This window comes from Streptomyces sp. NPDC019531 (genome assembly GCF_044903305.1).
Lineage (GTDB): Bacteria > Actinomycetota > Actinomycetes > Streptomycetales > Streptomycetaceae > Streptomyces.
Map to the genome: position 1 here is coordinate 79,735 of NZ_JBJDQL010000032.1, position 20,117 is coordinate 99,851.

Here is a 20,117-nt window from a genome sequence, read left to right on the forward strand (position 1 = left end):
GACACTGACAGCGCATGTGGTCAAGGGGCTCGGTGACCTCCTCAGGGGCGCGGGGCTGTGTCAATATGCGGCTCCGCCGCGTGGGCGCGACCAGCCACGACGTACCCGCACCCGCCGTCAGACAGGTCGCCCCGAGCTCCTAGGCGCTCACCGCCGCAACACCCGCGCCCAGTCAGAAGGCACCCGCCCCGCCGGCCCAGGCGCCGGCTGCCCCTCCGGATGACTCCCCGGCGCCGCCAACTCCGGCCCCGCCTCGAACATCTCACCCGTCTCGAAGTTCCAGAACCACTCCTCACCCGGCTCGAAGCTCTGCACCAGAGGATGACCGGAATCCCGGAAATGCCCGGTGGCATGCTGCCCGGGCGAGGAGTCACAGCACCCCACATGCCCGCACTGCGCACACCGCCGCAGATGGAACCACCAGCCGCCCACCGCGTCGCACTCCACGCACCCGTCCCCGCTCGGCGGCACGCTCGGGTCGATCCCCTTGATGTCGGTCACTCCGGCTCCTCGGTCGTGTCGTTGTCCACGGCGGTCAGCGGAAGCAGCACCTGGAAGCGCGTGTCCCCGGGCGACGACTCCACCTGAAGCGTTCCGTGGTGCTTGTTGACCACGATCCGCCAGGAGATGTCGAGCCCGAGCCCGGTCCCCTCACCCACGGGCTTGGTGGTGAAGAAGGGATCGAAGATCCGCCCCCGGATGTCCGGTGGCACCCCGGGCCCGGTGTCCCGGAACTCCACGAGCAGCCGGTCGTGATCCAGAGCCGTCCGGACGGTCAACGTCCCTTCGCCGCCCTCGCTGTTGATCGCGTGCACCGCGTTGTCGATCAGGTTCGTCCATACCTGGTTGAGCTCGGCCGGGTAGGCCGGAATCCTCGGCAGCGTCCGGTCGTACTCCTTGACGACCTTGATCTGCGACCCGATCTTTCCTGACAGCATCAGCAGCGTACTGTCGAGGAGTTCGTGCACGTCGGCCACCTGGTACGGCGCCCGGCCCAGCTGCGAGTACTGCTTCGCCGCGTCGACGAGATGGGAGATGCGGGCCGTGGAGTCGTTGATCTCGTCCATCAACAGCTCTGTCTCGACGGTGTAGTTGAGCCAGCCGATCGCGCTCGGCAGGATCTCCTCGTCCACGGCCGCCGCGACCTGGTCCAGCCAGTCGACGTCGAGGCCGGCCTGCACGAAGGCGGGCGCGATCCGCCAGCCCTCCTGGATGTCGTGGTCGTCGAGCCAGTCGCTCAGCGCGTCCTCCCGGTCGGAGGCCTCCAACGGGCTCAACGTCGGTGCCTTCGCGACGCGTTCGGCGGTCCGCTCCTGGATGTCGATGAGGTTGGCCATGACCTCCGGGGCGTAGTTCCCCTGTGCGATGACGGCGAGCTTGTGCCGCATCTTGCCGACCCGTTCCCGCAGCGTGGCGGTGGCCCGAACGGCCGCGGCCGCCGGGTTGTTGAGTTCGTGCGTCAGACCGGCCGACAACGAGCCGAGCGCCAGGAGCCGTTCACGCTGCCCGATGGCCCGCTGGGTGTTCTTCGAACCGAAGAACAGCCCCTCCAGCAGATGGACCGCCATCGGGAACCACTCCTGCATGAAGGCCGCGAACGTCTCGGCGGGCAGCACGAAGAACCGCGAAGGCTCCGTCACCCGCATGGAGTTGTTGTAGGCCTGCCGCACCCGGTCCCCGAGATAGGCCTGCATGGACCCCGAGTACACCCCGCGCTGCGAGGTGCGGCTGACCTCGACGTCGTCGCCGCCCACCCGGCGGGAGAGCACGACCGTGCCCTCGATCATCACGTAGAGACAGGTGGCGGGTTCACCTTCGGTGTACACCGGCCCGGGCTCGAACTTCTCGACACGCCCCGCGGCGCACAGCTGCCCGAGCTGCTCGGGGGAGAGCTTCTCGAACAGGAACAGCGAGCCGATCTCCGCGGGGCTGCACGGCATCAACCGCCCGCTCACGACTGCTCCAGATACCGGTGGACGAGCATCACGGACATCGCTCCCTCTCCGACGGCGGACGCGACCCGCTTCGCGGACTCGGCGCGCGCGTCGCCCGCGACGAACACGCCCGGAATGTTGGTCTCCAGGTGGTACGGCGGCCGGTCCAGCTCCCAGTCCGCGGGCGGCCGCCCGTCGGAGGTGAGGTCGGGACCGGCCAGGATGAACCCGTGCTCGTCCCGCAGCACCGTGCCGTCCAGCCAGCCGGTCAGCGGGGCCGCGCCGATGAACACGAACATCCACTGCGCGTCGACGAGTTCGGTCTCCCCGGTCTCCGTGTCGCGCAGGGTGAGTTGCTCCAGATGGTCGGAGCCGTGCGCCGACTCCACGACGGTACGCGCGCGTACCGAGATGTTGGGGGCCTCGTTGATCTGCTGGATCAGATAGTGCGACATCGACGCGGCGAGGTCGGGGCCGCGCACCAGCAGGGTCACCGACTTGGCGCCCCTGGAGAGGTACATGGCCGCCTGTCCGGCCGAGTTGGCGCCGCCGACGATGTACACGTCCTGACCCTGGCAGGAGGCCGCCTCTGTCAGCGCCGAGCCGTAGTACACCCCGCACCCGGTCAGGTCCGTGCAGCCCGGCGCGTCCAGCTGCCGGTACGACACGCCGGTCGCCAGGATCACGCTGTGCGCGGCGACCGCGGAGCCGTCCGAGAACCGCACGGTGCGGGCCGCGCCGTTGACCTCCAGCGCCGACACCTCACGGGCGGTGAGGATCTCGGCGCCGAACTTCGCCGCCTGCCGCCGGGCCCGGTCGGTGAGCTGCGCGCCCGAAACACCGTCGGGGAAGCCCAGGTAGTTCTCGATCCGGGAGCTCTGCCCGGCCTGCCCGCCGGTCGCCGACCGCTCCACGAGCACGGTCCGCAGTCCCTCGGAGGCCCCGTACACGGCCGCGCCGAGCCCGGCCGGGCCGCCGCCGATGACGACGAGGTCGTAGAAGTCGGCCGTGGGCGTGGTGGCAAGGCCCACGTGGGCGGCCAGGTCGGGCGCCTCCGGCTTGACCAGGGGAGTGCCGTCCTGGGTGATCACCACCGGCAGCCGCTGTCCGTCCTCGCCCGCCGCGGCCAGCAACCGCTGCCCCTCGGGCTCGTCCGACGAGTACCAGCGGTACGGCACCTGGTTGCGGGCCAGGAACTCGCGTACGTCCGAGGAGCGCGCCGACCAGCGGTGTCCGATCACCTTGGTGGCGGGCACCGGCCGGTAGTCGCTGCAGCGCCATGCCTCCAGGAGGTCGTCCAGGACGGGGTAGAGCTTCTCCTCGGGCGGGTCCCATGGCTTGAGGAGATAGTGGTCGAGGTCGACGACGTTGATCGCGTCGATCGCCGCGTTGGTGTCCGCGTACGCGGTCAGCAGCACGCGGCGGGCGCCCGGGTACACGTCCAGGGCCTGTTCGAGGAACTCGATGCCGTTCATCTGCGGCATGCGGTAGTCGGCCAGGATCACCGCCACGAGGTCGCCGCGCAGCTTCAGCTCCCGCAGTGCCTCCAGCGCGGACTCGCCGGACTCCGCGCGCACGATCCGGTACGACTCGCCGTAGCGCCGCCGCAGATCGCGGGCGACGGCGCGGGAGACCCCCGGGTCGTCGTCCACGGTCAGGATGACGGTCCGCGCCGATTCGGCGGCCTGTGCCATACGTCTCCCACCCCGAGGTCGGTCAGGGCGCGGCGCCCGTGGGCACCGGCCCGGTCCCGCCCATCGTATGTTCGTTCGCCCGGCTTCGTGCAGGGATGACTGACCCTGCCGGTGTCAGGCTCGGCGCTGACCCAGCACGCAGAACTCGTTCCCCTCGGGATCGAGGAGCGTCACCCACGACTGCTCGCCCTGTCCGATGTCCGCGTGCCGCGCGCCCAGCGCGAGGAAGCGGGCGACCTCGGCCTCGTGGTCGTCCGGCCGGAAGTCGAGATGGAGCCGGTTCTTGACGGTCTTCGCCTCCGGAACCGGCACGAACAGCAGCCCCGGCATCCGGTCCTTCTCGGGGCGGATCTCGAACTCGTTCGGATCGTCCTCGACCACCACCCAACGCAGCGCCTCGGCCCACCAGCGACCTAGGGCGCCGGGGTCGGCCGAGTCCACGATTACCTGTTCCCATTCCAAGGTCATTTCGGCAGCGTAGTGAAGACTGGGCCCGGACGTCACCGCGACAAGGGAGGCCAGTGCATGACGCGCCCGATCACCGCAGGCATCGACGGAACCGAGGAGAGCCTCGCCGCGCTGGGCTGGGCCGCGCGGGAGGCGGTCCGGCGCGGGACGGGGCTGCGGGTGGTGCACGCGTGGCGGTTCCAGCCCTACGAGGGGATCGACGCGGGGGACCGGGACACCCAGGCGGGCTGGGCGCGGGAGGCCACGGACGAGGCCGTGCAGGCCGTCACAGCACGGCACACGGGACTCGACGTGTCCACCGACGTCGTCGAGGGCGGCAGCGTGGACGTGCTGGTCGGCGCCGCGGCGGACGCCGAGTTGCTGGTGCTGGGTTCTCGCGGCCATGGGCCGGTCGTGGGCTTTCTGCTGGGCTCGGTGGGCCAACAGGTGATCGCCGAGGCGGTGCGGCCCGTGGTCCTGGTGCGCGCCGGTGACCAGGCCACCGCGGAGGCCGCCGGCCGGGAGATCGTCGTGGGCCAGGAGGGCGATCCTGAGGACAGCGCCGACGTCCTGCGGTTCGCCTTCGAGACGGCGGCGGCACGGGGAGCTTCCGTGCGTGCCGTACGGGCCTGGACGCTGCCGCCGGTGTTCGCCTACAGCCCCGGCTCGATGAAGCTCCTCGACGAGACCGGCGGCCTTGAGCCGTACGAGAAGAAGGCCCTCGCGACGGCGCTGCAGCCGTGGCGCGAGCGCTTCCCCGGCGTGCCGGTGGTCGAGCATGTGGAGATGGGCAGCGCGGGGCAGGTGCTGCTGTCGGTGACCGCGCGGGCCCAGCTGATGGTCGTCGGCCGCCGGTCCCGCCGTACGGCCGTGGGCGCCCGGATCGGCTCGGTCGCGCACGGCGTGCTGCACCACGCGGACTGCCCGGTGGCCGTGGTCCCGCACTCCTGAGTCAGTCGGCCACGGTGGGTTCGAGCGTCTCGCGCGCCTTGGGGAGGATGTTCTCGATGTAGTCCTTGACGGCCGTGTCGATCCCGATGTCGTGCTGGGCCCGCTCGGACAGGTACCAGCGGTGCTCAAGCAGTTGGTGGTAGATCTCGGCCGGGTCCATCGAACCCCGCATTTCCAGCGGTACGGCCCGCACGGTCGGCCGGAAGACGTCCCGCACCCAGCGGTGCGCGAGGACCTCGGGGCGGGCGCCGAGGGGGTCGCCCGGGGCGTAGTCGTCCTGGGTGGCCATCCAGCTCTCCAGGTCGTTCAGGAGCCGCCGGGCCTGGTTCTCCTCGGTGTCCAGGCCGGTCAGGCGCAGCAGTTGGCGCTGGTGGTGACCGGCGTCCACCACCTTGGGCACGAAGGTCACCGTGTCGCCGTTCGGCGCGTGCTCGATCTGCATCTCGGCCACGTCGAAGCCGAGGTCGTTCAGACGCCGGATCCGGCGCTCGATGAAGTGGTACTTGCCCGCCGGGTAGACGGACCTGCGGGTCAGCTCCTCCCACAGGCGCCCGTAGCGGGCGCAGATCTCCATGCCGAACTCGATCGGGTCCACGGAGGGGTGCAGTGCCCCGGAGGCCTCCAGGTCGAGGAGTTCGCCGCTGATGTTCACGCGGGCCAGGTCGAGGTCGTAGTCCCGCTGCCCGGGGCTGAGCTGCGGATGCAGGTCTCCGGTCTCGGCGTCCACGAGATAGGCGGCGTAGGCGCCCGCGTCGCGCCGGAACAGGGTGTTGGACAGCGAGCAGTCGCCCCAGGCGAACCCGGCCAGGTGCAGCCGGACCAGAAGAACGGCCAGCGCGTCCATCAGCCGGTGCATGGTCGCGGGCCGCATGGTCGTCTCGAACATCGAGCGGTACGGCATCGAGCCGCCCAGATGCCGGGTGACCAGCACGGACTCCAGTGGGGCGTCCTCGCCGTCGGTACGGCCGGTGACCACGGCCAGCGGGTCGACCGCCGGGATGGAGAGCCGGTCCAGGTCGCGCAGCAGTTCGTACTCGCGCAGCGCGGGGCGCTCGGCCAGTTCCTTCACGGCGATGACCTCGTCGCCCGCGCGGGCGTAGCGCACCACGTGACGGGATATGCCGCGCGGCAGCGGGACCAGGACCTCCTCCGGCCACTCCTCCAGCGGCAGGTGCCACGGCAGTTCGAGCAGGAGCGCGGGGTGCTCCGGGTTCGTAGCGCTGATCTGCAGTGCCATGGCTGGTCTGTCCCTGTCTCGCCGGTGATCGTCACCTCACCTTAGAGCGCGCGGTCCCTGGCCTGAAGTGCCGCTTCACGGACCGGACCGAGGTGCGCCGGGCCGTGCCCGGGCAGCAGGATGTCGCCGTCCAGCTCCGCGAACACGTCCAGCGAGGCCACCGCCCGGGCGCGCTCGTGGTGGAACATGTCCGGCAACAGCTGGGGCCCCTTCACCCGCGAGATGGGGTGACCGCTCACCAGGCCGTCGCCCGAGATCACCACCCCGCGCTCGGGGAGATGGAACGCGCAGTGCCCGTCGGTGTGACCCGGTGTGTACACGGGCACGGGCCGGCCCGGCAGATCGAGCGCGCCCTCCGTCGGGAACGGCTGCGGGGAGGCGACCGGCACATGGGCCGTGCCGCCCGAGCGGATCGCGTGCAGTGCCCACGGCAGCACACCGGGCCGCCAGCCGTTCCTCACGACCGTCCCGACCGACACCTGGTGCAGGAACTCCCGCCGCGCGTGCGGCACTTCGGCCTCGTGCAGATACACCGGGGTGCCGTAGGCGCTGCGCAGGAACTCGGCGGAGCCCAGGTGGTCGTTGTGGGCGTGCGTGATGAGGACGGCGGTGACCGCCTCCGGTGAACTGCCCACCTCCGCAAGCGAGGCGAGCAGCTGCTCCCGGTCGCCCGGGTAGCCGGTGTCGATCAGCGTGGCGGAGTTCCCCTCGGTCAGGATCACCCAGTTGGTGTTGCTGCCGTGCACCAGATAGGTGCCGTCCGCGACTTGCTGCACGCCCGCGCTCATGATCGCCCCGCCCGCTGAGTACCTGCCCGACGGCACACAGCAAAGCAGACGCTCAGGCGATCCGGAGCGGCGGGTACCGGTCCTCCAGCGGTCAACTGTCCCGGGGCCTCCGGGCCAACTGCTCCCGGGCTTCGGCGCCCAACTGCCCCTGGGCGGCCGCCCTCAACGCCCGCCGTCGGTCCTCAGCGCCGGCCCCCGGTTTTTCCGCGCCTGCCTCCCCGGCCGTCCCGCCCAACCCCCGGAGGGACGAGGCTGCCTCCGGCACCGTCCGCCGGAGGCAGCCCCCGCGCGCAGCCGAAGCAGCCGCCTCTCTGCCTCAGCGCACGCCGTGCGGGCGGAACTGGATGCTGATCCGCGGTCCCGTCGCGCGCGTGGTCTTCGGTACGGCGTGCTCCCAGGTGCGCTGGCAGGAGCCGCCCATCACGATCAGGTCGCCGTGTCCCAGCGGCCGTCGCACCGTCTCCCGGCCGCCGCGCACCGGGCGCAGCACCAGATCGCGGGGTGCGCCCACGGAGAGGATCGCGACCATCGTGTCCTGGCGGGCGCCCCGCCCGGTCCGGTCCCCGTGCCAGGCGACGCTGTCCCGGCCGTCGCGGTAGTAGCACAGGCCGGCCGTGGCGAACGGCTCGCCCAGTTCGTCGGCGTAGTGCGCGGTGAGCGCCTCCCGCGCCTCGGTGATCACGGGATGCGGCAGTTCGTCCTCGGCCCCGTAGAAGGCGAGCAGCCGCGGTACGTCCACGACGTGGTCGTACATCGTGCGGCGCTCGGCGCGCCACGGCACCTCGGCGGCCAGCTGTTCGAACAGGGCGTCCGAGCCGCCGAGCCATCCGGGCAGTACGTCGATCCAGGCGCCGAGACCGAGCACGGTACGGCGGATCCCGGCCAGGGAACCGAGCCGGAGCTGGTCGGTCTGGTCGAAGAGGGAGCCCTGAAGGTGCGCGGTCATGAACCCAGCGTACCCCTTATTCGAAAATCTGTTCCCATGGAGCCGTGGGTCCGTTCGACTCTTTCGATACATCGCTGTATCGGATACATTCGCGTATCGAACGGAGGGCCCGACATGGCGATCGAAGACACGACCAGGCGTGTGACCAGGCGCCGGGTCCGTACGCGTGCCAATCTCCTCGACGCGGCCTTCGCGGTCTTCGCCGCCAAGGGCTTCGGGCGGGTGTCGATCGAGGAGGTCTGCGAGGCCGCCGGATACAGCAGGGGCGCTTTCTACTCGAACTTCGACAGCCTGGACGAGCTCTTCTTCGCCCTGTACCAGCAGCGGGCCGACCTCATCGCGGACCAGGTCTCCGGAGCCCTCGCCCTCGACGGGCCGGGCCTCGACGTTCCGGCCGCCGTCGACCGGGTCACCGAGGTCCTGCTCCTCGACCGGGACTGGCTTCTGGTGAAGACCGACTTCCTGGTGCACGCAGCCCGCGCACCCGAGGTCGCCGAGACCCTGCTCGAACACCGGGCCCGGCTCAGGCGGGCGATCGCCGACCGGCTGGCACGCACGCGTGGGCACGCCGAACTGCCCGCCGTGCTGGTCGATGCCGAGGGCGCCGCGCATGCCGTGGTCGCCGCCTACGACGGGGTCACCGTCCAACTGCTGCTGGACGCGGACGTCGAGCGCGCCCGCGTGTGGCTCAAGCAACTGCTCACCGCGCTGCTCACCGACGGCAGCGACACCACCGTATGAGGGAAGGGACGGTCGCCATGGATGCCGACGTCATCGTCGTCGGAGCGGGGCTCGCGGGCCTGGTCGCCGCGCACGAGCTCACCAGCCGCGGCAGGAGGGTCGCCCTGGTCGACCAGGAGAATGCCGCCAACCTCGGCGGCCAGGCATTCTGGTCCTTCGGCGGGCTCTTCCTCGTCGACTCCCCGGAACAGCGCCGCCTTGGCATCAAGGACTCCTTCGACCTCGCCTGGAGCGACTGGCAGGGCAGCGCGGGGTTCGACCGGATCGACGACGAGGACTCCTGGGCGGTGCGCTGGGCGCGCGCCTACGTCGAGTTCGCGGCCGGCGAGAAGCGGTCCTGGCTGGAGGGGCACGGCATCAAGTTCCTGCCCACCGTCGGCTGGGCCGAGCGCGGTGACCTCACCGCCCACGGACACGGCAACTCCGTGCCGCGCTTCCACATCGCCTGGGGCACCGGCACCGGCGTCGTCGAACCCTTCGTCGGATACGCCAAGCAGGCCGCGCGCGACGGACTGCTGACCTTCTACCACCGCCACCAGGTCGACGAACTCGTCGTCGAGGAGGGCACCGCCCGCGGAGTGCGCGGCACCGTCCTCGCGGAGGACAACTCCGCGCGCGGTGTCGCCTCCAACCGTGACCGCGTCGGCGACTTCGAGCTCACCGCCCGGGCCGTCGTCGTCACCACCGGCGGCATCGGCGCCAATCACGACATCGTCCGCCGCTACTGGCCCGAACGGCTCGGCAACCCGCCCACCGAGATGGTCACCGGCGTGCCCGCCTACGTCGACGGCCGCATGCTCGACATCAGCGCGGGCGCCGGTGTCCGTCTGGTCAACCGCGACCGCATGTGGCACTACACCGAGGGCATCCAGAACTGGGACCCCATCTGGCCGGGCCACGGCATCCGCATCCTGCCCGGACCGTCGTCCATGTGGTTCGACGCCCTCGGCCGCCGGCTGCCCGAGCCGTGTCTGCCCGGCTACGACACCCTCAGCACGCTCAAGCACCTGCGCACCACCGAGGACATCGCGGAGCACGACCACTCCTGGTTCATCCTCACCCAGAAGATCATCGAGAAGGAGTTCGCGCTCTCGGGTTCCGAGCAGAACCCCGACATCACCGCCAAGGACCGCGCGGGCTTCCTCAAGGAGCGCATCCTCGGCAAGGGGGCGCCGGGCCCGGTCGACGCGTTCCTGCGCAAGGGCGCGGACTTCGTGACCGCCCCAAACCTGGAACAGCTCGTCGAGAAGATGAACGGGCTGACGGACAAGGCACTCCTGGACGCCGCCTCGATCCGCCGCCAGATCGAGGCCCGCGACCACCAGATCGCCAACTCCTACAGCAAGGACGCCCAGGTGCAGGGCATCCGCAACGCCCGCCGCTACATCGGCGACCGCCTCGGCCGGGTCGCCACCCCGCACCGCATCCTCGACCCGGCCGCCGGACCCCTGATCGGCGTCAAGCTGCACATCCTCACCCGCAAGACCCTCGGCGGCATCCAGACCGACCTGGACTCCCGCGCCCTGGGCACCGACGGCAAGCCCCTCGAAGGCCTCTACGCGGCGGGCGAGGTCGCCGGCTTCGGCGGCGGCGGAGTCCACGGCTACAACGCGCTGGAGGGCACCTTCCTCGGCGGCTGCCTCTTCTCCGGACGCGCGGCGGGACGGGCGGCGGCGAAGCAGGTCGCCTAGCGCGCTCCTGACGGCTCTCGTCCGCCCGCCCGGCGATCGCCCCGCTCGACGGGAGCCACCTCATGTAGCGCCACGCGCCTCGCGGGGCGCAGCAGTTGCGGCCCGCGGCCCGTGGTCAAGAGCGGTCAGAAGCGCCCGAGGGCCGCTTCGGCCGATCAGGCGGGCTCGAAGGTACGGCACCGCGAGAGCGCGTGGGAGCGGGGTCCGGCGGGGCGCAGGTCGGCGGCCGGGCCCTGGGACGTCGGTCTGTTCGCCGGGCAGGTCGCCGACCCCAACAGCCGTACCAGCACCGTGGTGTGTCAGGCGGGCTCCAAGATACGGCGCCGCAGGAGCGCAGGAAGGCGGGGGCCGGTGGGGCGCAGGTCGGCGTGCCGGGCCCTGGGACGTCGGTCTGTTCGCCTGTTGGTCTACGACTCCAACAGCCGTACCAGCACGGTGGCGTGGCTCTGTTCCGGTGTCTTCGACGCGGTCAGCAGGGTCACGTCGCCCTTGCTCGCCAACTCCCGGACCCGGTCCAGAAGTCCGGCCGCCTCGGGATCGGCCAGTTCCGCCTCGTACCGCTCGGCGAACTCCTCGTACGAGCCCTCGCCCGCGTGATACCAGCGGCGCAGCTCGGTCGACGGGGTGAGCGCCTTCGGCCACTCGTCCACGCGGGCCGCGTCCTTGGACAGTCCGCGCGGCCACAGCCGGTCGACCAGGACGCGTACGTCGTCCCCCGGCTCCGGGGGTTCGTAGACACGGCGGATGCGAACGCTCACGGGAGGTCTCTCGACGAAGGGGCGAGTGCGTCGGAGCGTACTGCGGAGCGCGGCGTGACTTGACCTGTCGGAGGGCGAGTTGCGGGGGAGGCGGCCTTTAGGGTGAAGCCCTCGTCCGCCCCCCACCTGGAGGAGTCCACGTGCCGAAGGCCGTCAGACGCACCTTCGTCCTCGCCACCACCCCCGTCACCCTCGTGGCGCTCCTCGGGGCCGCGTCACCCCCGTCGACGGGCGCGTCCGGAGCCGGTGACCCCTACTTCCCGCTGGCCGGCAACGGCGGCTACCACGTCGGCCACTACGACCTGACACTCCGTTACGACCCCGGCAGCGGACACCTCGACGGCAAGGCGGTCCTCACCGCCCGCGCCACCCAGCGCCTCAGCCGCTTCGACCTCGACTTCGAGGGACTGACGGTCACCGGACTGACGGTCGATCACACCAAGGCCGACTTCCGCCGTGACGGACAGGAACTGGTCGTCACGCCGCGGCGTGCCCTGCGCAAGGGGGAACGATTCACCGTCACCGTCTCCTACCAAGGCAAGCCCGGCCCCGTCACCGACCCGGACGGCTCGCTCGACGGCTGGATCCCCACCGACGACGGGGCCTTCGTCGCCGGTGAGCCGCAGGGCGCCATGACCTGGTTCCCGGCGAACAACCACCCCACGGACAAGTCGTCGTACGACTTCACGATCACCGTCCCCAAGGGGCGCACCGCGGTCGCCAACGGCGTCCTCCTCTCCCAGCGGACCGCGCACGGCGCGACCACGTTCCGCTGGCGCCAGAGCGAGCCCATGGCCGCCTATCTGGCCACGGCGACCGTCGGGAAGTTCAAGGTGGAGCAGTTCACCACCAGGAACGGCATCCGCGTCTACAACGCCGTCGACCCGCGCGAGGCCGCCGCCGCGGCACCCGTCCTGAAGAAGCTGCCGTCGGTCCTGGAGTGGGAGACCAAGTTCTTCGGGCCCTACCCGTTCCGTGCCGCCGGCTCGATCGTGGACCGGGCCCCGAACGTCGGCTACGCGCTGGAGACCCAGTCCCGACCGGTCTACGACCGGGCGCCCGACGTGAGCACCCTCGTCCACGAGAACGCCCACCAGTGGTTCGGGGACTCCGTCTCGCTCACCTCGTGGAAGGACATCTGGCTCAACGAGGGCTTCGCGACCTACGCGGAGTGGCTCTACGCCGAACAGCACGGCGGCGACAGCGCGCAGAAGACCTTCGACGACCTGTACGCGCGCCCCGCGAGCGACGGCCTGTGGGAGTTCCCGCCCGGAGACCCCGGCAGCGGCGCCAACATCTTCGGCACCCCCGTCTACGCCCGCGGCGCCATGACCCTGCACGTCCTGCGCACGACAGTCGGCGACCGGGCGTTCTTCCGCACCCTGCGCGCCTGGGCCGCCGAGCACCGCGAGGGCAACGGCACCACCGCCCAGTTCGTGCGACTGGCGGAGCGGGTGTCGGGGAAGAAGCTGGACGGACTGTTCAAGACCTGGCTCTCTGCACCGGGGAAGCCGAACCGGCCCTAGATCCTGACGAGTTTCTTAAAAGTGTCGGTCAGAGTCGTTCCATGATCACACGCAGAACCCACGTGGCCCTGCTCGCCGCATCCCTGCTTCTCACCGGATGCGGCGGCGGCGCCGCGGCCAGCACGCAGGGCGCACCCGCGCCTTCCCGGGAGACTCCGGAGCCCACTCCCTCGCCGGAGATCTCCGTCGAGGTCGCTCCCCAGCAGATACCCGGCCTCGGTCCGAAGACCTGGGCGAAGGTACCGACCGACGCCCGGCAGGCCGTGGTCGTCACCGGGAAGGGCCGCGACTCCTCGGACTCGGCCGTCGTCCTGTACGAGCGCACCGAGGCCGGCTGGCAGGCCGGAGAGAGCTGGCCCGCGCACAACGCCCTCAAGGGCTGGACCGACCACCACATGGCAGGCGACCTGCACTCACCGATCGGCGTCTACACCCTCACGGACGCCGGAGGGCTGCTGAAGAACCCCGGCACCAAACTGACGTACGACCGCTCCGTCAGCTTCACCGCACCGGGTACCGGATTCGAGGGCGAGTCCCTGGCCGGCTCCTTCGACTACGTGATCGCCATCAACTACAACCGGCAGCCCGGCACCTCACCTCTGGACTGGACCCGCCCCATGGGCGACGGGCGCGGCGGCGGGATCTGGCTCCACGTCGACCACGGCGGTCCCACGCACGGCTGCGTCAGCATCGCCGAGGAGCACATGAAGGACCTGCTCCTCGCCCTGGACCCGGACCTCCACCCCGTCGTCGTGATGGGCGACGCGAAGTCCCTGCGACGCTGACCGCTTAGGATCCGGCGGGTGTGTGCACATGTGCTGGTAGCCGAGGACGACGAGATGCAGGCCGAACTCATACGACGGTCCCTGCTCGCGGAGGGTCACACCGCCACCGTGGTCCACGACGGCCGGGCCGCCCTGGACGCGGCCCGGCGACTCGCCCCCGACCTCGTCGTCCTGGACCTGATGCTCCCGGTGATCGACGGCTTCGGGGTGTGCCGGGTGCTGCGGCGCGACGAGGACATCCCCGTCGTGATGCTCACCGCGCGCTCGGCCGAGGGCGACGTCCTGCTGGGCCTGGAGCTGGGCGCCGACGACTACATGACCAAGCCGTACAGTCCGCGCGAGCTGATGGCCCGCATCCGGACCGTGCTCAGGCGCAGCGGACGGGGAGACCCGGCGGGGCGACGTGAGGATCCCGCCGTACGCGCAGGGGATCTCGCGGTCGATCCCGTACGGCACGAGGTGCACTGCGACGGCGCGCCCGTGGAGTGCACACCGGCCGAGTTCGAGATTCTGCTGGCTATGGTCGCCGAGCCGGAACGGGTGTTCTCCCGGCGGCAGTTGCTGGAGGTCACCCGGGGCACCGACCGGGCGTCCACCGAGCGGGCGGTGGACGTGCACATCATGAACCTGCGCCGCAAGATCGAGGCCGATCCGCGGCGCCCGGCCCGGCTGCTGACGGTGTTCGGCGTCGGCTACAAGCTCAGTGGCGGTCGCGGATGAGCCCCCGTATCCCGCTGCACAAGCGGCTTCTGGTGCGCCTGCTGATCACGTCCGGGCTCATCGCCGTGTGCTCGGTCGCCGCGACCGCCTGGCTGGCCGTGGCGACCACCACCCAGGCGCTGCGCGAGGAACAGGGGCAGGCGCTCGCCGACGACATGGAGGTGCTGGCCGAGCTCAGCGGGTACGCGGCGACCCATCCCGACTGGACGGGAGTGGGCGCGACCGTACGGGAATTGTCCGCGAAGACCGGCCGGCGTATCGCCCTCGTCACCCCCGACCGCACGACCGTCGCCGACTCGGCACCCCGCGGCACCGCCCTGCCCCCGAGCGCCGCCGCCACCGTCGATCCACTGCGCACGGACACCTACAGCGAACGCGGCGCCCAGATCAGCGGCATCGACCCCCGGGTGGTCGGCCCGTACCGGCTCACCAAGGGAGAGCGCGCCGAGGTCGACGCCAGGGCGCAGAAACGCCAGACCTGCTTCGCCCGGTTCGGCGTCGAGACGACGATCGTGCGCACCCCGAGCGGCCGCCCGGTCCTCACCGAACCGGACAGCACCGCGCCGCCCTCCTACGTGCCCGACGCCTGCGCCGACGGGGTCCTGAACATGCCGATGCCCACGGAGGAGAAGGCCCTGGACGCACTCCAGGCGGGGGCGCGCGCCTGCCTGACCCGCAAGGGCCTGAAGGGCGAGATACCGCTGAGCCTCGGCGACGGGCTCGCCGGGGCCGACCTGCCGTTCCCGTCGCAGGCACCCACCGCGGTCAATCAGGGCGCGGCCACGCAGACGCGCGAGACCCAGACCTGCCTCGACGCCGCCCGCCGCGCCCAGCTCGACCCGTACGTGGCACCGGCGGCGGAACTCTTCCTGGGCACCGGGGACACGCCCGCCGTGCTGTTCGACATGTCACCGGCCAACAAGGCCAAGGTCGTCGGCACCGCCGGGCTCGTGCTCGCCGTCACCGTCGCCGCGACCGCCCTGGTCGCCACCCGGCTGGTGCGCCCCCTGCGCGCGCTCACCGCGGCGGCCCAGCAGCCGCCCGAACTCCATGTGCGGGTGCCCGTCACCACCCGGGACGAGACCGGCATCCTCGCCGCCGCCTTCAACGACCTCACCGAACGGCGCGAACGCATCGAGGCCCAGCGCAAGGAGATGGTCAGCGACATCGCCCACGAACTGCGCAGCCCGCTCACCAACATCCGCGGCTGGCTGGAGGTCACCCGGGACGGTGTCGTCGACCCCGACCCCGCGCTGCTCGGCTCCCTGCACGAGGAGGCCCTCGTCCTCCAGCGTGTCATCGACGACCTGCAGGACCTCGCCGACGCCGATGCCGGTACCTTGCGGCTGCACCGGGAGCCCGTCCGCTGCGACGAACTCCTCCAGCAGGTCACCGCGGCCCATCGCGTCGCGGCCGGCGTGGCCCGGGTGGAGCTGCGCACCGACGTCGACGACGAGCCGTGGCTGGACGCCGACCCGGTGCGGATGCGACAGGCGCTCGGCAACCTGGTCTCCAACGCGCTGCGCCACACCCCGCCCGACGGTTCGGTCACCGTGTCCGCGCGCCGGGACGGCGACGACGTCGTCCTGGCGGTCGCCGACACCGGCACCGGTATCGCGCCCGACGACCTGCCGCACGTCTTCGACCGGTTCTGGCGCGCTGAGAAGTCCCGCAGTCGCCGTACCGGGGGCTCGGGCCTGGGCCTGCCCATCGTCCGGCACCTGGTCGCCGCTCACGGCGGCACCGCCGAGGTGACGAGCGAACCAGGTACCGGAAGCGTCTTCAGCCTGCGGCTGCCGGGCGGGCCGACGCCGTAGAACGGTACGTCCGTTGGCCGTGCGCCCCTCGGGCCGTGAGCGGGGCCGGACGACGCGCCGCTGTACGGTCTCTCAGCCGGCCCTTCTCCGCGCCGCGCGCCGGGCGAGCGCGCGGCGTTCCGTCTCGCTGGTGCCGCCCCAGACGCCGATGCCCTGTCCGGTGTCCAGGGCCCACTGGAGGCACTGCTCCTGGACGGGGCAGCGCCGGCAGACCGACTTGGCCTGCTCCGTCTGTACCAGTGCGGGGCCGGTGGTGCCGATCGGGAAGAAGAGATCGGGATCCTCGTGGCGGCACGCGGCATGGTTGCGCCAGTTGTCCATCAAAGTCACCTGCCGTCGAAGTCGTACGTGCCCTCGTGGATGCCTTACTCGCTTTCGGGTCACCTGTCGACGCGCGGTGAAACAGCCGGGTCCTGTGGGACGGCCCATGGGTCACTGCTCGCGGACGCCCCAGGGGGAGCCGTACGCGGTCAGCAGGTCCAGGAAGGGGCGGGCCGGGAAGGCCTCCGGGCCGAGGACGCCGGTGCCCGACCAGGCACCGGTGGCGAGGAGTTCGAGGGCGACGACCGGGTTCACGGCGGTCTGCCACACCACCGCCTGACACCGGTACTCCGCCATCGACCACTGGTTGTCGACCACGTGGTAGAGGTATGTCTCGCGCGGCGCCCCGTCCTTGACGCCCTTGACCCAGGTGCCCGCACAGGTCTTGCCGTGCATCCGCTCGCCCAGCGTCGCCGGATCGGGCAGACACGCGGCCACGACGTCCCGGGGCGAGACCGCGACCGGCCCGGCGGCGCTCGGCACGGTCACCGGCTCGGTGCGGTCCAGGCCCAGCAGGTGCAGCGTCTTCAGCGTCTCGATGAACTCGCGGCCCAGGCCGTACTTGAAGGTCACCCGGCGCGCGCCGACCCAGCGGGGGACGAGCAGCACCTCCTCGTGCTCCACGTTCACGCACTCGACCGGGCCGATGCCTTCCGGGAAGTCGAAGACCTCCGGCTCGCTGAAGGGCTCCGTGGTGAACCAGCCGCGGTCGGCCTCGTAGACCACGGGCGGGTTCAGGCACTCCTCGATGGTGGTCCAGATGCTGAAGGAGGGGGCGAAGTCATAGCCGTCCACGGTGAGGTTCGCGCCGTCGCGGACACCGATCTCCTCGATCTCGTCGAACAGTTCGTCGGCCGCGTACCGGGCGAAGACGTCCGACAGGCCCGGTTCCACGCCCATCCCGACGAGGGCGAGCGCGCCCGCTTTCTCCCACTCCCGCGCCTGCGCGAACTGCTCGTCGCCGAGCTTGACCCCGCACTCCTCGTACGGCCGCTCGGGATGCGGATACGACAGGGACATCGCCATGTCGACATAGGTCGCCCCGGTGGAGCGCGCCGCCCGGAACAGCGGCATCACGAACCGTGGGTCGGTGGCGCTGAGCAGCACGTCGCACGCGTGCCGGTCCAGCAGCGCGGTCACAGCCGGCTCGTCGCTCGCGTCCACGCGTTCGGCGGAGAACCGGTCGCCCCGGTCACCGAGCGCGGCGACCGCGGCCTCGGCCCGCGCGAGGTCGTGGTCGGCGACGACCATCGCGTCGAGGAACGGCCGCCGGGCGGCGATCCGGGTGATGGCGGTACCGACGCCTCCGGCGCCCACGAGCAGTACACGCATGACAAACACTCCCTGACGGTCGAAGGTCGCGGATGCAGGGGCCCCTGGGGGAGATACAAGGCCGTGCGCCCGATCAAGGTCAATGGCGTTGGCATAAGGACGCCCACGACGCCGAAGCGCGTGGTCCCCGAAGACAAACGCCGTCGGCGCAGGTCCACCAGGAGCGGGACCGTGCTGTCGGAGGGGCTGATCGTCGAGACCGCCCTGCGTATGCTCCGCGAACACGGCAGCGGCGGCCTCACCGCGCGCCGCCTCGGCCTGCCCTGGACGCCGACCCGAGCACGCTCTACCGCTACTTCCTCGGCATGGACGACCTGATCCTGGCCATCGGCGAAGCGTTGATCGGCCAGGCGTTGCAGGGCTGGGAGCTGTCGGGGGAGTGGCGGCGGGAGCTGCGCGAAGTGGGCCTCCGCATCCATACCGCGTATGTGGCCCACCCGCAGGCCGCCCTGACGACGAGCAGGGTCACCGGCCGTGCGAACGAACTGGCGGCGGACGAGGCGATCCTGGACGTCCTGCGCACGGCGGGCTTCCCTCTCTCCGACACGGTCCGGATCCACCACGCCTTCATCGACCGGACGCCGGCTTTCGCGGCCCTGGACGCGGCGTCGCCGGCCCTCCCGAGCGCTGCTTTGGACGCCGACGAATCCATGGGGAAATGCTCCTGGACAGTGTGGAGACACGGCTGGGTGACGTCCTTCAGGGGCGCGGGGACCTGCGCGACCAGCCCCGACGGACCTGAGGCCAACCGACGACAGGTCCTATCTCAACGTTTCCGACGCGGCCTCCATCCCCGCTGACGCCACCGCGGCCAACGCAGGCGAATCCAACTTCCACTGCTGCCAGTACAAAGGAACATCCACCGGCCGATCCGGCGCCAGCGAAATCAGCCGACCCTCACGCAACAAGTCCTCGGCCTGTACCTCCGGCACCATCCCCCACCCCAGCCCCAACGCGACCGCCTCGACGAACCCTTCCGACGTCGGCACCGCATGCCGCACGGGCCCGGCCCCACTGCGCCGAAGCTTCCGCAGAAACCTGTCCTGAATGTCGTCACTCCGGTCGAACGTCACCACCGGAGCCTCCGCAAGGCCATCCGCCAACGAACCTCCGAGATACCGCGAGACGAATCCCGGACTCGCCGCCGCCAGATACCGCATCCGCCCCAGCAACCGCACGGAACATCCGGCCACCGCCTCCGGTGACGACGTCACCGCCGCCATCACCAGCCCCTCCCGCAGCAGCTCGGCGGTACGCGTCTCGTCCTCGCGCCGCAGCTCGAAGCAGAGCCGCTCCCGCCGCGGAACCCGCGTGAGCGCGCCCAGGAACCAGGTCGCGAGGGAGTCCGCGTTCACCGCGACCGACACCCGCGTCACCTCCTCCTCGCCCGGCATCCCCAGCTCGGCGAGCGCGTCCCGCTCAAGGCGGGCCAGCTGCCGGGCGAACCGCACCACCACCTCTCCCGACTCGGTCGCCCGCACCGGTTTCGTGCGCACCAGCAGCACCCGCCCCGTCCGCTGCTCCAGCGCCTTCACCCGCTGACTCACCGCCGACGGCGTCACACGCAGAGCGGCCGCCGCGGCGTCGAACGTGCCCTCGTCGACAACCGCGAGCAGCGTCCGCACCTGATCCAGGGGAAGCTCGGTCATCATCACGACAACTAATGATACGTAAGAATCTTTAGCTGTACGGGCGGTGATCGTCTCCGTACCGTCGAAGCCATGCCAGCCTCTCTGTCCGCCGCTGCCGCAGGTTTCGGCACCGGCCTCTCGCTCATCGTCGCCATCGGAGCCCAGAACGCCTTCGTCCTGCGCCAGGGCATCCGCCGCGACGCGGTCCTCGCCGTCGTCGGCATCTGCGCCCTGTCCGACGCCCTGCTCATCGCCCTCGGCGTCGGCGGGGTCGGTGCCGTGGTGGTCGCCTGGCCGGGCGCGCTCACCCTGGTCGGCTGGATCGGCGGCGGGTTCCTGCTCTGCTACGGCGCCCTCGCCGCCCGCCGGGTCCTTAGGCCGGGGGAGTCGGGCCTGCGGGCGGAGGGTGAGGCGGCGGGCTCCCGGAGGCGGGCGGTGCTGACCTGTCTGGCGATGACCTGGCTCAACCCGCACGTCTACCTCGACACCGTGTTCCTGCTCGGCTCGGTCGCCGCCGACCGCGGCCCGCTGCGCTGGACCTTCGGACTCGGCGCGGTGCTGGCGAGCCTGTGCTGGTTCGCCGCGCTGGGATTCGGGGCCCGGTTGCTCAGCCGCTTCCTGGCCAGGCCCGCCGCCTGGCGGATCCTGGACGGACTGGTCGCCGTCACGATGATCGCCCTCGGCGCCGCGCTCGTGGCCGGAGCGTGAAGACACCGAGCGCATGGTCCGCAAGCTGAGATACCGCGTCCCGAACTCCTGGGCGGTGCTGCGATAGTGAACCCTGGATCCGTTAGATGT

Annotated in this window: 19 protein-coding genes and 1 pseudogene; 9 read left to right on the top strand and 11 right to left on the bottom strand. The window is 71.2% G+C overall.

Features of this window, described 5'->3' with window-relative positions; all coding sequences use genetic code 11:
• Window positions 1-147: 147 nt before the first annotated feature.
• The 4 genes from ACI2L1_RS30845 to ACI2L1_RS30860 all read right to left on the bottom strand — a co-directional run bounded on the left by ACI2L1_RS30845 (window position 148) and on the right by ACI2L1_RS30860 (window position 4,096).
• Window positions 148-501, bottom strand: a complete 354-nt coding sequence (locus ACI2L1_RS30845; RefSeq protein ID WP_404742671.1) for a UBP-type zinc finger domain-containing protein — start codon at window positions 499-501, stop codon at window positions 148-150.
• Complete coding sequence (locus ACI2L1_RS30850; protein WP_404742672.1) at window positions 498-1,955, bottom strand: ATP-binding protein; 1,458 nt, start codon at window positions 1,953-1,955, stop codon at window positions 498-500. Before ACI2L1_RS30850 ends, ACI2L1_RS30845 begins: the two co-directional genes overlap by 4 nt.
• Window positions 1,952-3,628 carry an FAD-dependent oxidoreductase gene (locus ACI2L1_RS30855; protein ID WP_404742673.1) on the bottom strand — a complete coding sequence of 559 codons (1,677 nt, stop codon included), beginning with the start codon at window positions 3,626-3,628 and terminating at the stop codon, window positions 1,952-1,954. Before ACI2L1_RS30855 ends, ACI2L1_RS30850 begins: the two co-directional genes overlap by 4 nt.
• A gap of 114 nt (window positions 3,629-3,742) precedes the next feature.
• Window positions 3,743-4,096 carry a VOC family protein gene (locus ACI2L1_RS30860; protein WP_404742674.1) on the bottom strand — a complete coding sequence of 118 codons (354 nt, stop codon included), beginning with the start codon at window positions 4,094-4,096 and terminating at the stop codon, window positions 3,743-3,745.
• 57 nt (window positions 4,097-4,153) lie between these two features.
• On the opposite strand from ACI2L1_RS30860, the gene ACI2L1_RS30865 reads away from it, so the two are divergent.
• On the top strand, window positions 4,154-5,026 hold the full coding sequence (locus ACI2L1_RS30865) for a universal stress protein (protein ID WP_404742675.1): 873 nt from the start codon (window positions 4,154-4,156) through the stop codon (window positions 5,024-5,026).
• Between the two features lies 1 nt (window position 5,027).
• On the opposite strand, the gene ACI2L1_RS30870 is transcribed toward ACI2L1_RS30865, so the two are convergent.
• From ACI2L1_RS30870 to ACI2L1_RS30880, 3 genes are all read right to left on the bottom strand, one after another.
• Window positions 5,028-6,263: a DUF4032 domain-containing protein gene (locus ACI2L1_RS30870; RefSeq protein ID WP_404742676.1), complete on the bottom strand. Its 1,236-nt coding sequence runs from the start codon at window positions 6,261-6,263 to the stop codon at window positions 5,028-5,030.
• Between the two features lie 41 nt (window positions 6,264-6,304).
• On the bottom strand, window positions 6,305-7,051 hold the full coding sequence (locus ACI2L1_RS30875; protein WP_404742677.1) for an MBL fold metallo-hydrolase: 747 nt from the start codon (window positions 7,049-7,051) through the stop codon (window positions 6,305-6,307).
• 316 nt (window positions 7,052-7,367) lie between these two features.
• Window positions 7,368-7,997 carry an alpha-ketoglutarate-dependent dioxygenase AlkB gene (locus ACI2L1_RS30880; RefSeq protein WP_404742678.1) on the bottom strand — a complete coding sequence of 210 codons (630 nt, stop codon included), beginning with the start codon at window positions 7,995-7,997 and terminating at the stop codon, window positions 7,368-7,370.
• A 114-nt stretch (window positions 7,998-8,111) separates the two neighbouring features.
• Here ACI2L1_RS30880 and ACI2L1_RS30885 point away from each other — a divergent pair, with 114 nt between their 5' ends.
• Both ACI2L1_RS30885 and ACI2L1_RS30890 read left to right on the top strand, forming a co-directional pair.
• The gene (locus ACI2L1_RS30885; RefSeq protein WP_404742679.1) at window positions 8,112-8,738 is read left to right on the top strand and encodes a TetR/AcrR family transcriptional regulator; all 627 of its coding nucleotides are present in this window, start codon (window positions 8,112-8,114) and stop codon (window positions 8,736-8,738) included.
• 17 nt (window positions 8,739-8,755) lie between these two features.
• Window positions 8,756-10,429: an FAD-binding dehydrogenase gene (locus tag ACI2L1_RS30890; protein ID WP_404742680.1), complete on the top strand. Its 1,674-nt coding sequence runs from the start codon at window positions 8,756-8,758 to the stop codon at window positions 10,427-10,429.
• A gap of 407 nt (window positions 10,430-10,836) precedes the next feature.
• On the opposite strand, the gene ACI2L1_RS30895 is transcribed toward ACI2L1_RS30890, so the two are convergent.
• Window positions 10,837-11,187 carry a DUF488 domain-containing protein gene (locus ACI2L1_RS30895; protein ID WP_404742681.1) on the bottom strand — a complete coding sequence of 117 codons (351 nt, stop codon included), beginning with the start codon at window positions 11,185-11,187 and terminating at the stop codon, window positions 10,837-10,839.
• Between the two features lie 140 nt (window positions 11,188-11,327).
• Between ACI2L1_RS30895 and ACI2L1_RS30900 the strand changes: the two genes are divergently transcribed.
• From ACI2L1_RS30900 to ACI2L1_RS30915, 4 genes are read left to right on the top strand one after another with little or no spacing between them, the layout of a single operon-like run.
• Window positions 11,328-12,713 (top strand): M1 family metallopeptidase, encoded by a 1,386-nt coding sequence (locus tag ACI2L1_RS30900; protein ID WP_404742682.1) that lies wholly within the window; start codon window positions 11,328-11,330, stop codon window positions 12,711-12,713.
• A 41-nt stretch (window positions 12,714-12,754) separates the two neighbouring features.
• On the top strand, window positions 12,755-13,498 hold the full coding sequence (locus ACI2L1_RS30905; protein ID WP_404742683.1) for a L,D-transpeptidase family protein: 744 nt from the start codon (window positions 12,755-12,757) through the stop codon (window positions 13,496-13,498).
• 18 nt (window positions 13,499-13,516) lie between these two features.
• Window positions 13,517-14,218, top strand: a complete 702-nt coding sequence (locus tag ACI2L1_RS30910) for a response regulator (protein WP_404742684.1) — start codon at window positions 13,517-13,519, stop codon at window positions 14,216-14,218.
• Window positions 14,215-16,035 carry a sensor histidine kinase gene (locus tag ACI2L1_RS30915; protein WP_404742685.1) on the top strand — a complete coding sequence of 607 codons (1,821 nt, stop codon included), beginning with the start codon at window positions 14,215-14,217 and terminating at the stop codon, window positions 16,033-16,035. Before ACI2L1_RS30910 ends, ACI2L1_RS30915 begins: the two co-directional genes overlap by 4 nt.
• A 72-nt stretch (window positions 16,036-16,107) precedes the next feature.
• Here the strand turns inward: ACI2L1_RS30915 and ACI2L1_RS30920 are convergent, their stop codons facing one another.
• Both ACI2L1_RS30920 and ACI2L1_RS30925 read right to left on the bottom strand, forming a co-directional pair.
• Window positions 16,108-16,356, bottom strand: coding sequence for a WhiB family transcriptional regulator (locus ACI2L1_RS30920; RefSeq protein WP_404742686.1), 249 nt, complete (start codon window positions 16,354-16,356; stop codon window positions 16,108-16,110).
• A gap of 111 nt (window positions 16,357-16,467) precedes the next feature.
• The gene (locus ACI2L1_RS30925; protein WP_404742687.1) at window positions 16,468-17,688 is read right to left on the bottom strand and encodes a saccharopine dehydrogenase family protein; all 1,221 of its coding nucleotides are present in this window, start codon (window positions 17,686-17,688) and stop codon (window positions 16,468-16,470) included.
• A 171-nt stretch (window positions 17,689-17,859) separates the two neighbouring features.
• On the opposite strand from ACI2L1_RS30925, the pseudogene ACI2L1_RS30930 reads away from it, so the two are divergent.
• Window positions 17,860-18,356: pseudogene (locus tag ACI2L1_RS30930) on the top strand (TetR/AcrR family transcriptional regulator); the annotation flags it as partial.
• Window positions 18,357-18,449: 93 nt separating this feature from the next.
• Here the strand turns inward: ACI2L1_RS30930 and ACI2L1_RS30935 are convergent.
• Window positions 18,450-19,340 (bottom strand): LysR family transcriptional regulator ArgP, encoded by an 891-nt coding sequence (locus tag ACI2L1_RS30935; protein WP_404742716.1) that lies wholly within the window; start codon window positions 19,338-19,340, stop codon window positions 18,450-18,452.
• Window positions 19,341-19,409: 69 nt separating this feature from the next.
• Here ACI2L1_RS30935 and ACI2L1_RS30940 point away from each other — a divergent pair, with 69 nt between their 5' ends.
• On the top strand, window positions 19,410-20,027 hold the full coding sequence (locus ACI2L1_RS30940; RefSeq protein WP_404742688.1) for a LysE/ArgO family amino acid transporter: 618 nt from the start codon (window positions 19,410-19,412) through the stop codon (window positions 20,025-20,027).
• Window positions 20,028-20,117: the final 90 nt, after the last annotated feature.